Origin of the sequence: Sphingobium trunci, from assembly GCF_022664535.1 — a bacterium.
In the GTDB taxonomy this organism is placed as follows: Bacteria; Pseudomonadota; Alphaproteobacteria; order Sphingomonadales; family Sphingomonadaceae; genus Sphingobium.
Genome location: NZ_JAKUJY010000009.1, coordinates 146,809 through 160,545, shown reverse-complemented (window position 1 = coordinate 160,545; position 13,737 = coordinate 146,809). Strand labels below are relative to the sequence as shown.

Annotated in this window: 9 protein-coding genes; 4 read left to right on the top strand and 5 right to left on the bottom strand. The window is 61.0% G+C overall.

Features of this window, described 5'->3' with window-relative positions:
- Positions 1 to 296: 296 nt before the first annotated feature.
- Entirely contained in the window at positions 297 to 1,496 is a 1,200-nt protein-coding gene (locus MJ601_RS10780; protein WP_242126182.1) for a pyrophosphate--fructose-6-phosphate 1-phosphotransferase, read from the top strand.
- 161 nt (positions 1,497 to 1,657) lie between these two features.
- Here the strand turns inward: MJ601_RS10780 and MJ601_RS10775 are convergent, their stop codons facing one another.
- Entirely contained in the window at positions 1,658 to 1,864 is a 207-nt protein-coding gene (locus MJ601_RS10775; protein WP_242126180.1) for a hypothetical protein, read from the bottom strand.
- A gap of 466 nt (positions 1,865 to 2,330) precedes the next feature.
- Positions 2,331 to 3,179 carry a cupin domain-containing protein gene (locus tag MJ601_RS10770; RefSeq protein WP_242126178.1) on the bottom strand — a complete coding sequence of 283 codons (849 nt, stop codon included), beginning with the start codon at positions 3,177 to 3,179 and terminating at the stop codon, positions 2,331 to 2,333.
- Positions 3,180 to 3,477: 298 nt separating this feature from the next.
- Between MJ601_RS10770 and MJ601_RS10765 the strand changes: the two genes are divergently transcribed.
- Together MJ601_RS10765 and MJ601_RS10760 are read left to right on the top strand one after the other, a co-directional pair.
- On the top strand, positions 3,478 to 5,550 hold the full coding sequence (locus MJ601_RS10765; RefSeq protein WP_242126176.1) for a hydantoinase/oxoprolinase family protein: 2,073 nt from the start codon (positions 3,478 to 3,480) through the stop codon (positions 5,548 to 5,550).
- Between the two features lie 7 nt (positions 5,551 to 5,557).
- Positions 5,558 to 7,396, top strand: coding sequence for a hydantoinase B/oxoprolinase family protein (locus tag MJ601_RS10760; protein WP_242126174.1), 1,839 nt, complete (start codon positions 5,558 to 5,560; stop codon positions 7,394 to 7,396).
- Here the strand turns inward: MJ601_RS10760 and pdxR are convergent.
- The 3 genes from pdxR to MJ601_RS10745 all read right to left on the bottom strand — a co-directional run bounded on the left by pdxR (position 7,372) and on the right by MJ601_RS10745 (position 12,406).
- Positions 7,372 to 8,865 (bottom strand): MocR-like pyridoxine biosynthesis transcription factor PdxR, encoded by a 1,494-nt coding sequence (pdxR, locus tag MJ601_RS10755; protein ID WP_242126171.1) that lies wholly within the window; start codon positions 8,863 to 8,865, stop codon positions 7,372 to 7,374. The genes MJ601_RS10760 and pdxR overlap by 25 nt on opposite strands.
- A gap of 185 nt (positions 8,866 to 9,050) precedes the next feature.
- Positions 9,051 to 11,378, bottom strand: coding sequence for a TonB-dependent receptor (locus MJ601_RS10750; RefSeq protein ID WP_242126169.1), 2,328 nt, complete (start codon positions 11,376 to 11,378; stop codon positions 9,051 to 9,053).
- A 107-nt stretch (positions 11,379 to 11,485) separates the two neighbouring features.
- Positions 11,486 to 12,406, bottom strand: a complete 921-nt coding sequence (locus MJ601_RS10745; protein WP_242126167.1) for an alpha/beta hydrolase — start codon at positions 12,404 to 12,406, stop codon at positions 11,486 to 11,488.
- A 464-nt stretch (positions 12,407 to 12,870) separates the two neighbouring features.
- On the opposite strand from MJ601_RS10745, the gene MJ601_RS10740 reads away from it, so the two are divergent.
- Positions 12,871 to 13,371, top strand: coding sequence for a group I truncated hemoglobin (locus tag MJ601_RS10740; RefSeq protein ID WP_242126165.1), 501 nt, complete (start codon positions 12,871 to 12,873; stop codon positions 13,369 to 13,371).
- Positions 13,372 to 13,737 lie beyond the last annotated feature (366 nt).

Sequence of the window (13,737 nt, the reverse complement as noted above, 5' to 3'; positions counted from 1 at the left end):
TGACAGTCCCGACCTGCCAGCGGACCAACGCCGCGCAGGATGCATAATGCAGAGCAGCTTGTTATCGAAAGCGCCGATGGCTGGATGACCCGTTGCATCGAGCCCCCCTCCCTGATTGCGAAGTCCCGACCCAATTTCTGTCACAGCCTGCACCTGAACAGATGGCAGCTATTGGTGAGCCGGTTGATAATGCTGAACGGCGGCTATGTTGGCGGGTCCTGCCTTTGGCTGAGCGCGCAAGTGGGTCAGCTGAGATTGTGCTGGAAGCGATTGTGACGAGTTGGCAGAATGCGCGAATGCCCGTCACCACCATTGCCATGCTCACCGCAGGCGGCCTCGCTCCCTGCCTTGCCTCCGCCGTCGGCGGCCTCATCGAGCGGTATACAGAGGTCGCACCAGACGTGCGGATCATCGCTTACCGCAACGGGTATGCCGGCCTGCTCACCGGCGATTCCGTAGAGGTGATCGACGAGGTACGGGCGGCCGCTGGACGGCTGCATGCATTCGGGGGCAGCCCGCTTGGCAACAGCCGGGTCAAGCTCACCAATGTCGATGACTGCGTCAAGCGAGGCCTCGTGCAGCCCGGACAAGACCCGCTGCGCGTGGCTGCCGAGCAACTAAGCCGCGACGGTGTCGACGTCCTGCACACGATCGGCGGCGACGACACCAACAGCACTGCCGCCGATCTCGCGACATATCTGCGCAGCAACGGCTACCAACTCACAGTGGTCGGGCTTCCCAAAACCATCGACAACGACATTGTGCCGATCCGGCAGTCGCTCGGCGCGTGGACCGCCGCCGAGCAGGGCGCCCTGTACGCCCGCAACGTTATCGCCGAGCACTCGTCGAACCCACGAATGCTCGTCGTCCACGAGGTGATGGGCCGCAACTGTGGGTGGCTCACCGCGGCCACCGCGCTTGCGCACCACCAGTGGGTCCAAGGCGCGCGGTTCGCCGAGTGGCTGGAGAACGCCGCCGACCGTTGGGACGCCCACGCCGTCTTCGTGCCGGAGCGGCCGATCGACATCGCCGAGGAGGCAAAGCGGCTGCGGCCGATCATGGACGAGCACGATGGCGTAAACCTCTTCATCTCCGAAGGAGCAGGCGTCAGGGAGATCGTCGCCGCGATGGAGGAGGCGGGCGAGGACGTGCCGCGCGACCCGTTCGGCCATGTCCAGCTCGACAAGATCAACCCGGGCCAGTGGTTCGCCAAGCAGTTCGCCGCGAAACTCGGCGCCGAAAAGGTGCTGGTTCAGAAAAGCGGCTACTTCTCGCGCTCCGCCGCCGCGAACGATGCCGACCTCGCGCTGATCCGGGAGTGCACGACATACGCGGTGGACGCGGCGCTGCGGGGTGAGTCCGGGGTGGTCGGCCAGGACGAGGGGCGGGGTGGCGAGCTTCGGGCGATCGAGTTCGAGCGGATCGCGGGCGGGAAGGCGTTCGACGTGTCGGTGCCATGGTTCACCGACCTGCTGCGTGACCTGGGCCAGGTCTGACCGGAGGAAGTTCGCGCCCTGCTCCTGGTGTCAGCTTGACCCGACGTTCGACTCGTTCGGCGCGCCGTCTGGAAGCGGTCATTCCCCCTAAGAGGAATAAACGGCAGCTTTCCGGAACCGACAAACAGCCCTCGAACGTCAGGAATGTCGGCGGACACGGATCAGTCAGTTTGGACACATGAAGCAGGGACAGTGATCCATCCTCCAATTTTTCGGCCAACCGCACGTTCAAAATCCCGCTCCACCGCACTCAAGCTATAATCTGCATCTGGAAAGTGTTTACGAAGCACCACGCCCAGCGCCTTTCGCATCTCGGAGCGCTGCTTCTCGACGATTGCATCAATTTTTACTTTTGGCACTGCCTTCATCCCAAAACGACAAACCCTGATCTTTCATAGGATGATAGATGTCTTTTCTCAACCTGCAGCGCCTCAATCTTTGCTTGCATTGTATGCGCATTGGCACTGTTCGAGGGAGCGGAGAAAATTTCGCAATCCAACTGTTTTTGGACACTCAGAGGCGAACTTTCTGGAAAATCGTGACCGGCCCGGATCGCCCTTGGTCAGGCGTTATCATTTTGAACATGCAATGAGCCCTGAATAAATGATCGGTTCCAACGGGCTTAGCGGACACCGCGGATGACCGCTGCCGCGGCGGCATTTGCCAGTCCGCTGGCTGGCTCCGCAGCGGTCACTCCCCGACCAACATGCGCCGTTCAAGGGTAATTTCGCGAACGGCTGCTAATGCATTAAAGCCGCCAGCTTGGGGGATGCCAGTCGCCGGAAAACACACGGCGCGCGGCGTGGCGGCGAAAAGCCTGTTTCCCATGCGCCTTTATCCATCTCCTGTGGCAATCCAGAACTTCTTGTTGAACAGTCCGCGTGACGTGTAGCTTATCGGCTGTCCGGCAGACAGCCCGACGATGTCGCCAGGCTGAAAGCTGTGGCGATCACCGGTGTCGCTTACGATATCGACCGCACCGTCGATTAGTAGCATCGTCTCATCGCCCAAGGGGGCATTATAAGGCATGGCCATGTTTCCTACGGGGAAGGCCTCGCTACCGGGAATGCCGACGCCGCCTCGCCACAAGCCGCACATCAGGTTACCGGTGGAGCCACGATCGCGAAGCACCAGAATCTGTCCGTAGGAGCGCTCCTGCTCGTCTGGACCAACAAGCTTGAATTCCCGCCAATCGGAATGGTCGGCGTTGATATGTGTCACCAGCAGGTCAGCGGGCGGATTATCCTTGGCATGGGTTCCATCGAATACGCACCAGAATTTCTTGAAATAGGGACCTTCGACTTCCCACAAGACCTCAAGGCCTTTCGGGCTGCTGATTATGGAGCCCGGCGACACACGATGCTTCTCGCCCGTCGCTATCACGGTGAGCGTGGCGTGGCCCTCGATCACGCATTCGACCTCGTCACCTGAGGGAGACGTGTAGAGGAAGCGCTGAGATCCACCCTCGCCCGCTCCAGGGGCAGTGGGATAGGTGCGCCACAAGCCTGCCATCAGCGAACCCGAAGTGCCTTCCGGACGAAGAATTGCCGCCTCGCCGTGCGTGCAGTCGCCGACTTTCGGTTCATGCCACGAAAACGCCTCCCACTGGTCCGCAGGAATATCCTGCGTCCCGTGATAGACTGTTGGGGAAACGAGCGATGCGGGAATGTTGATCGTGGCCATCGGCTGTCATCCAGAATGCGTAAATGAGATGCCAATGATCCTTCTGGCTCGGATCGCCCGCTAGGACCAATATGTGCAAATTCCTTGGAACCAGGTGCAGGGCATACTTGTCCGCAAATCTCCCAGCCCCTACAAAATGCCGCAGGGCGGTTATCCGCCCTCCATGTCGAGCTATGGCTGTAACGACCGGGATCGCGGCCAGGCGCAGGGCGAACGTTGTTCTTCATCGGCTCTATCCATGGCCGGTTCTTCGGTTCGCCGACGCCGGGATGCGCCGAGGAAAGCACGGGGGTGACTGGTGACGTTCAAGATTTCCGTCGATGCAGGAAGCCGCTTTACGGATGTCATCATCAGCAATTTCGGGGGGAAAGCACGGATCGGGAAAACGATCACAAACGACGCGAACCCCTTTGCAGCCGTCTGCGCGGCTCTTGATGAAGTGGGCGCGCAGATCGGAATCCCGAAAACGGAACTGCTGCGAAACTGCGACTATTTCATCTACGGCACGTCTTATGCCCATGACGCCATCGTCAGCCGGTCGGTCGCTAAAACGGCGTTCGTGACCACGGAAGGCTTTCCCGATATCCTGCTGTTGAGGGAGGGCGGCAAGAGCGGCCCGTTTGATTTTTCGCAGGATTTTCCCGATCCCTTCATCCCGCGACGCCATACCTTCGAGATCGGCGGGAGGATATCGGCCGAAGGCGATGAGCTTTACCCCTTCGATGGCTTCGGCGCGCGCGCGCTCGCCCGAACGTTGCGCGACCGGGAGTATGAGGCGGTCGCCATATGCCTTCTCTGGTCGGTGGCCGACCCGTCCCATGAGTTGCGTTTCGCGGAGATATTGAAGGAACTCGCGCCTGACCTGCCCTTCACATTGTCCCATCAACTCCTGCCCATCGTCCGGGAATATCGCCGCGCCTCGGCGACGGCCCTGGACGCGTCACTGAAGCCGCTCATGCGCCGTCATCTGGTGGGATTGGAGGAGGAATTGCGCGCCGTCGGATTCGCCGGCCAGTTCCTCGTGAACTCTGCGGCGGGCGGTTGCCTGCCCGCGCAGGCGGCGATCGAGAAGCCAATCTACACGGTGCGATCCGGCCCCGCGATGGCACCGATCGCCGGGCGCATCTTTTCGCAGATGGAGGGTATGGGCAGCGACATTATCGTCTGCGACCTTGGCGGTACGTCGCTGGACGTCGGGTTGGTGAAGGGAGGGCGGATAACGGTCAGCCGGGATGTCTGGGTCGGTCCGCCGCATACCGGCGATCTGCTCGGCATCTCCGCGGTCGATGTGCGGTCTGTCGGGGCCGGTACGGGCGCGATCGCCTGGGTCGACGATGGCGGCCTTCTCCGCATCGGGCCGCAATCGGCGGGATCGGACCCAGGGCCGGCCTGTTACGGCCATGGTGGAGATGCCCCCACCGTTTTCGACGCCGCTGCGATGCTGGGTTATGTGCCGGCGGACGATTTTCTCGGCGGCAAGATGGCCCTTGACCTTGATGCCGCGCACCGTGCCATCGGGACGCTGGCGACGCGTCTGGGCGTCGAGGTTCATGACGCGGCGCGCAACATCATGATGCTGGCGAGCAACCAGATGGCCTGCGCGATCCATGATGTAGCGATATCGCAGGGCATGGACCCGCGCGAGAGCACGATCGTGGGCGGCGGCGCCATCGGCCTGCATATCATGGACATCGCCGAGGAACTGGGATGTTCGAGGGTCATAATGCCACGGGCCGCATCCGTTCTGTCGGCCGCAGGGATGCAATATGCCGACATCGTCGTGGAAGAAGCCGCCAGCCTGCTGATGCGCACCGACAGTTTCGACCTGCGGGCGGCCAATAATCTGCTCGCCGATCTGCATCATCGGCTCAGCGTCTTTGCCGCCGGCTTGACCGGCTATGATCTGAGCGAGGCGAGCATCGAATATATGGTCGAGGCACGCTATGCCGGACAGATCTGGGAATTGGAGACGTCGCTGCCGCACGTCCCCCTTGATGACGAATCCAGTATCGCCGCGCTGGTGGCGTCCTTTCATGCGGCCCATCAACGCGCCTTCGCCATGCAGGATGAGGGAAGCGCCGTCGAGGTCGTGAACTGGAAGGCCCGGCTGGTGGTGCCGCTGGGAAACGGGATCAATCCGCCAACGGCCGTTGAACCGCGGCGAGATCCGGCGTCCCCTCTCTCCCGTTCCTGTCATTTCGGTTCGAAGGCGGTCGCCGCCATCGTCTACGGGACGGGGGATCTCGTGCCCGGACTCGTGCTACGTGGACCGGCCATCGTCGAAGAGCCGGCCATGACCATCCTCGTTCCACCGGATATGTCGGTGACGGTGAGTGAAGCCGGCAATTTCCTCCTCAGTCCTGTGGGGTGATAGCGCCATGACGGAATTCGACCCTTGCCTGACGGCCATCATCGCCAACCGGATAGAATCCATCATCCGGGAAATGACGCAGACGCTGATGCGGGCGACGCGGTCGACGGTGATCAACAGCGCGCGCGACTTTAGCTGTTCGATCTGCACCGCCGACGATCAACTGCTCATGGCCTCCGACGGCCTTCCCATCCATCTGTTCGGCAGCCATCTCCAGACCCGGACGATGACCGAGTTCCACGCGGGCGACATCGCGGAAGGTGACTGCTATCTCCACAACGATCCCTATAACGGCAACACCCACGCCGCCGATCACAGCTTTCTGGTGCCGGTGTTCTTTGAAGGCGAGCATCTCTTCACTGCCGTCGCCAAGGCCCATCAGGCGGATATCGGTAATGCCGAGCCTACCAACTATATGGCGGGCGCGGCCGATATCTATGAAGAAGGCGCGCTCATCTTTCCGGCGGTCCGCGTGCAGCGGAATTATCGCACGCAGGAAGATATCGTTCGCATGTGCCGGGCCCGCATTCGCGTGCCGGATCAATGGTATGGCGATTTTCTTGCCGCCATCAGCAGCGCGCGCAGCGGCGAACGCCGTCTCAAGGAACTGTGCGCGCGATACGGCCTGACGACGATCAAGGCCTTTTCGCGTGCGTGGCTCGATTATTCGGAGCGGCGCATGGAACAGGTCATACGCGGCCTGCCGGCGGCGATACTGCGCAATTCGGGCACCCACGATCCCTTCGGCACGCTCCTGCCCAAGGGCATCCCGCTCACGGTCGGCATCGATATCGATCCCGAGGCAGCACGGATCACTCTCGATCTCACGGATAATATCGACAATGTGAACTGCGGTTTCAACGCGAGCGAGGCCACCGCCACCTCCGCCGTCCTGACGGGCGTGTTCAACTCCATCGATTCGACGGTGCCGCGCAATTCCGGCGCGTTCCGGCGCATCACGGTGCTGTTGCGGGAAGGCTCCGTTGCCGGCAAGCCGGCGTTCCCGCATAGCTGTTCAGTCGCGACGACCAATGTCGCGGACCGCCTTGTCAACATCGTCCAGTCGGCCTTTGCGGGGATCGGTGACGGATGGGGCCTGGCCGAGGGCGGCGTCGGGCAAGGGGCGGGTCTTGCGGTGGTATCTGGCACGGATCCGCGGGCGAAAGGACGCCCCTATGTCAACCAGATGTTCACGGCTGGCGCCGGCGGTCCGGGCTGCGCGACCGCCGACGGCTGGCCGACCTACACGCTGCCCGTGGTCGCCGGCCTGCCCCTTCGCGACGCGGTGGAGGTCGATGAACTGAAATATCCGATAGCGTTCCGGTCGCTGCGCATCCTGCCGGGAACGGGCGGAGCAGGCCGCTTTCGCGGGGCACCCGCGATTGAGGTTGCCTATGGGCCGCGTGAAATATCGTTCGAGGCGCATTGGCCCTGCGATGGAACCTATTATCCCGCGAACGGCGTCAGGGGCGGGCAAAATGGCCTGCGGGCGCGGCATTTCCGCGTGAAGGAGGGGGGTGAGAGGGACGAATTGCCCAATATCGTGAGCATCCGGCTTCAACCGGGCGAATATGTCATCGGGAGCCATGCCTCGGGCGGCGGCTATGGCAATCCCCTGGAACGCGATCCGGCGCGCGTTCTGCATGATGTTCTGGAAGGCTATGAGGATGCCGGGCGCGCTCACGACGTTTATGGCGTCGTCCTGACGGGATCAGTGCATGACGGCGATCTGGCGATCGACCTGCAGCGCACCGATGAACTGCGCGAACGCCATGCCGGTGGATCAGGTGCAGCCGGGCCGGACCAGGACGGCTCCGTCCCTCAGGATGTTTTGCGTTCCATATAGGACTGGATCGCCGGCGCCAATCTGGCCATAGCCTGCCTGATATCCTCTTCGTTCAACCCGGCATAGCCAAGCACCAGCGATCTTCCCCGAAAGCGGCCGCCCAGCCCATATTCATGGGCGGCGGAGTTCGAGAACTGGTGGATACCGACGCCGCAGCCGAGCGCAATCTGCTCGATCTCCTGCGCGCTCGGAAAATTCTCTGGAAGCTGCCACATCATATGCATTCCGCTCTCCCGGCCGGACAGAATGCTTCCCGGAAACCGCGTTTCGATCTCCTCTATGGCCGTATCGCGAAGCTGCCGGTAAAATTGCCGCATGCGCCGGACGTGGCGCAGGAATGCGCCCTCGTTCAGGAAATCCGCCACGACGATCTGGTCCAGCCAGGGCGTGCCATGGTCGAGCAGAACCTTGATGATGCGCGCCTGGTCCATCAGATAGCCCGGAAGCACCGCATAACCCAGCCGCAGCCCCGGACCGATGGATTTGGAGAAGGTTCCCAGATAGATGACATGCCCTCGTTTATCGAGGCCGGCCAGCGAGGTGGGATTGGGGCCGTCATACCGGAAATCGCTGTCATAATCGTCTTCGATGATGAAGCTACCCGTCCGGTACGCCCAGTCCAGCAGGTTGAGCCGTCGGTCCAGCGCCATCGTATAGCCGGTCGGGAACTGATGGGCGGGCGTCACATAGACCAGACTGCCCCGGAAGTCGCTGAGCCTCGAAACGATAAGCCCGTCTTCATCGACGTCCACCGGAAAGATGCTGGCGCCATAGCTGTTGAACAGATGCACCGCGCCCTGATAGCCGGGGTTCTCGATCGCGACGCTGGGGCTGACATGGCCGGTGAAGAACATCCTGCTGAGCACGTTCAGCGCGCCCTGAATGCCCGCGGTGATCAGGATCTGGCTGGGATGGACCTCCATGCCCCGCGTCATCTTGAGGTGCCGGGCGATGGCTTCCCTCAATTGGAGCAGCCCCGTCGGATCGCCATATTCCGCCTGCGGCGCGCGTACGCCCGTCAGATGGCGCACGATGGAACGTTGCCAGAATTTCGAGGGGAAGCTCCTGGGATGCGGTCGGCCCACGGAAAAGTCGAACTGCGGCCGGCGACTGCTTTCCTTCCAGAGCACCGGCGCTCTGGCCGAGAAGGAGGGATTCTTGCCCAGACGGATCCTGTCGCCCGGGTTGAAGGGGATAGCAAAAGGATTTTGGGAAAGGATGCCGGTTTCGGGTATCTTGTCGTTTACGAACATACCGGCGCGCGGCCGGGGCACGATATAGCCTTCCGCGATGAGGCGGTCATAGGCGAACATCACGGTGTTTCTCGAAATGACCAGTTGTTCCGCCAGAATCCGGGAAACCGGCAACTGTTCGCCTGGCTTTAGCGTCCCCCGTACGATGGCGTCGCGAATTTCGTCGTAGATCTGCGTTTGTAGCGATCGTTCGCTGTTCCGATCGATACGGATCATCGGATGCATCAATTACCTCGCTCGCCTGTTGCCCATTCCGGTCGGCTGTTCCTGTCTGGCGCCTGTCGCCGCATGTCATCCATTGTCGAGCAAGGCCATTCCTACCAGATCAGTCGATGAAGGAAATGATCGAAGGCGCCGGCATGCATGCACGCCGACGCCTCCGTTTGCATAGTGGGCGGTGTTCAAAAGCGATGGCGCCACTCCACGCCGACGGTCCGCGGCGATCCCGCCGTCCGATTGTTCAATCCGATTACAACACCCAGCGGATATCCTGATTGATAATAAAAGCGGTCGGTCACATTCTTCGCGAAGAAGCCGAGCGACGATCCGCTGCCGAATATGTCTCGCCAATCGAGCCGCATGTTGAGTACCGCATATCCGGGCGTATGGTCGTCAGGGTTGATCGAACCTCCCAAGCTGCTGAAATATTGGCCCGTCTGGCCATAGCCTTCGGCGCGCAGCGTTACCGGCCCCCATTCCGACGGCGTAGGCAGCGTGGCTTCCGCATAGAGCGAGCCGTTGAACCTTGGTGTGTCCGCGAAAGTCGAAAAGGGCAGCGTGCTTCCGCTCAGATTGACCAGCGGCTTGGTATATTGGGCGTCGGTGTGCGCGAAAGAGCCGCCCAATTGCAGCCAAGGCAGCAGGCTAACCTCACCGTCGATCTCGATACCCTTCGCCACGGCTTCGGGCACATTTGCGGTGAACGACGCGGGCGTATTGTTCACCAGCAGATAAACCGACCTTTGCACATTGGTGGACGTCTGCCTGTAAACCGCCAGGCTCAGACGCGCCCGGCGCCCGAGCAGCGTGCCGGCAAATTTATATCCTGCCTCGATATCCCAAGTCTTTTCCTTGCTGAAGGGACTGAGTTCCGGCGTGGTGTAGCCATTGAAGTTGCCCGCGCGCCAGCTTCCCCGGTAGGCGACATAGAATAGATTTTCGGGCGTGACCTGATATTGTAGCCCCAAGGTCCAGCTGGGCGCATCTTCAGACTGCTTAAGGCGCGAGAACGCGTAGAGATTGCCCTCGTTGGAAGCCAAGCTCGTATTTTCCCAGGTCCATCGCCCGCCGGCGGTCACTCCCAATCCCGGCACGAGCGAGGAAAGGTCGTAAGTCACTTGCCCGTAGACCGCTTTCGTCGTCGATTTGCTGGTGAAACAATAACAGAATTCGGAGATCGGAGTCGGGAAATCAGCCCCCAGCGTAAAGGGGACATATTGGGTTTCCTTGCGTCCCGAGAAGAAGACGCCGACAATATATTGAAGGTGCTCGTCCATCGCCTTACCGCTGGCGTTAAACTCTTCCGACCACTGCTTTTGGTCGAACGTCACACCGCCTGGCGGCGATCCGATATATTCGTTAAGGAGGCCAAACGGCGATCCGGCGAACACATAGGGTGTTCTCGAAAATGTATCGAGATAACCGAAGATGTTCTTCAAGGTGATGCCGGGTGCAACCTCGAAGCTGGTCGTGTTCGCGGTGTAAAGCGAACGGGCATAATGGGGAAGCTGGTATGGCAGGGCGATCTTATAGGGATTGTTCTTCTGCCACTCGAGATATCCGTAAATGCCGCCCGGCCACAAACGCTCCGCGATGGCTTCGCCCGACGAGCCGGGGCCATAGAGGGCCGCAAGGGAATCGGTCAGCGCATAGCCGTTGTTCATCTGCCCGACCCCGTAGATGGAGGTGAGGCCGCCCTGCAGTTCCGTCCCGCGATACACGCCATATTGGACGACGGTCACGTTCTTGAGAGCATCGGTGGGCGTGATAACGAGGGTCGCCCGGCCGGACTTGTTGTTGACGTCGCCCAGGCGACCGCCAGCCATGATGTTCCTGATATAGCCGTTCTGCGCCGTGGTATCTCCCGCCAGACGCAGAACGATCTTGCCGGGGACGATGGGCAGGTCGACCGCCGCCTGGATCTGCCGCAGGTCGTAATTTCCGACGCGGACGTCGACATAGCCGCCAAATTCATCCTTGGGCTGGGCCATCTGGTAGAGGACCGCGCCACCGGTTGCGTTGCGGCCGAACAAAGTGCCCTGCGGGCCCCTCAAAGCCTGGATGCTGGCGAGATCGTAGAAGGAAGAGGCGGTCTGGCTCGCAAAGGGTATCTCGTTCAGATAAGGCAGCACGCCCGGCTGCGTGCCGGAAAAGGCATCCAGCGTCTGGCCTCGCAGACTGATGTTGAGTTGGTTGCCGGTCTGCGCCTGCTTGACCGTAAGGCCCGGCACGAGCTGGGTCAGGTCCTGCTCGCTCGCAACCGTCCGCTTGGCCAGTTCCTCGCCTCCGAAGGCCGCGACCGACACTGGAACGCGCGACAGTTTCTCCGACGTGCGCCGGGCAGTGACCGTGATTTCGCCGACCTCGGTCGTTTCGGCCGCCTCGACGCCGGCCGGTGAGGTGGCATGGGCCGCGACTGGCCCCAGCAGCAGAATGACGGTGGCCGGCAGCAGGCTGGCGCTGGCCAACATCCTGCCGGGCAGGCTCTGTTGATTCAAATATGCTTTCATTTTGACCCCCTTGAGTTCAACTGGGCCGCCAGGACGCACTCTCCCCGCTCCGGTTGCCTCGCCGGGCACCGGATTATCCTCTTTTCGATCCTGTGATCGGTGCGCTGTTAGCTTGTGTGCTCGATGATGAAGTCGCCGATATCTCCGATCGCCTGTTCCGCCGCAGCCATCCTGCTGGCGAAGATCTGGAACACGTGGATCTGACGGTCATAGACCTTCAATGTGACCGGGACATCGGCCGCCTCGGCCAGCGTGACCGTCCGATAGGCGTCGTCCAGCAGGGTTTCATGTCCGCCCACCGTAACGAAGAGCGGCGGCAGGCCCGAAAAATCGCCATGCACCGAAGAGGCCAGGGGATTACGGAGATCCCCGTCCGGCAAATAGAGCTGGGCGCAGCCCTCAAGCACCGTCTTGTGGCACATGGGTTCGACGGCATCCATGGTAATCATGGTCTGGCCCGTATGCTCCAGATCGACCCACGGCGAGATCGGCACGCCGCAGGCGGGGAGAGGAAGGCCTTCCGCCCTGGCGGTGAACATCACGGCGAAGGTCAGCGCGCCGCCGGCGGAATCGCCCGCGACCGCCACCCGTCCGGGCTTGATGCCCTGGGCCAGAACCCAGCGATAGGCGCTGACCGCATCGTCCACGGCCGCCGGGAAGGGATGTTCGGGCGCGAGTCGGTAGTCCACCGCGAGCACGGCCGCCCTCGATGCGCGGGAAAGGCGCTCGCACATGTCGCGATAGGACTGGACCGATCCGATCACATATCCCCCGCCATGGAGGTAGATCACGGCGCGGTCCTCGTCGGCGCCAGGAGCAACGATCCATTCACCCTTGAAGTCCTCGGTCTCGATCCTGCGCGCGCTGGCGCCGACGACCGGCACCGTCCCCTCGAACAGGCTTTCCCAGCCCGCCCTCATTTCATCTATGGTGGTGTTCTCATCGAAGCTGTCGAAGACCGACCTGACATGAACGACGAGATCGTCCAGTTCCTGGTCCGATCCGCTTGAAGTAATTTGCTGATCCATCTGGTAGCCCTTGTGCACATTTGAAACGGAAATTCAGCGGCGCCATTATGCAGCGAGATAGAGGTTCACACGAAAGACCCTGAACATTCACGCTGCTGCATCTTGAACCTTTCAAAGGCTTTCGCCTTCCCAAGTTGCGAGCGTATGGTCCGGTAGGGACTGGGCTGTCGCCAGAACCAGCAATTGAAAAAAGGATGGAGCCAGCACCATCTGGACCCTTTGACTTGACAGGGCGGGCTGTAGGACAGCCTTGAAAGCGGCCTTTCCTGGCCGTTCCCGGCACGCTCCATTTTTCGCCGCCGCCCATTGGCGCGCTCTGGCCTCATGGAATTCTCAAGGCCTGGTTCTGTCGGTTCTTCCGAGCGGTGCACTACCCTCCATCCGTCCTGGTTCCTTCATCGCGGCGAGAGGCTCGTCCCTACGGAGGCAGGCCCAGGTACACCCGCATTCGTGGAGCATGGAATATGACTGACAAGCCAAGCCTGTATGAACGCCTGGGCGGATATGAGGCCATCTATGTTTTTGCCGAGGATGTCCTGTCGAGGTTGATGGACGACGACGAAATCGGTCACATCTGGGAGCATATGTCGCAGGATCGGATACTGCTCGAGCACCAGAATTTCGTGGACTGGCTATGTGAACATTTCGGCGGGCCGATGATGTATCGCGGCAGGGATCTCGTGACGGTCCACCGGGGCATGGGCATCACCGAGCGGCACTGGGACATCCTGTTCGAGAAGTTCGATGAGGCCGTCCAGAAGTTCCAGGCTCCCGCCGAAATCCGGGACGAGGTGATCACCTTCCTCAAGAAGTTCAAGCCGGTCATCGTGGGTAGCCCGTCCTTCCGGCAAACGGTTCGCGGACCCGATGGGAAAAGTTTCACCGGCGGGATGGAGGCGCATGGCGTCAACTGGCCGAACAGGCCGTTTCGCTCCACCAATCCCCCAAAGACAAAGCTGGAATGACAAAAGGGGATGATCTAAATTGCAATAATAAATAGGTGTCCAAATGATTGAGCGTTACATGCGCTCAGTGTGACATCGCTTTGGAATATAAATGCCAATTACCTTCCAATATCCAATTTCAAAATGCTGGAAATCACATGAATGTCGCCAGATCGCGGCGGAATTGCTTGGCGATCCTGCCGCCGGTGGCGCTCCACGGTCATTCGCTTCCACAACTGCCCGGAAATCACTGGCGGATTGCGAAGCTGCACAACAACCTCATAAAAAAGGTTTTCCGTCCTGCCGAATGACTGGTTCCCCCGAAAACAGACGCTTCCGGGTTCTGCCGAGAACGACTGGTTTGTCCCAGCCCCAGTCGTTCCTTCT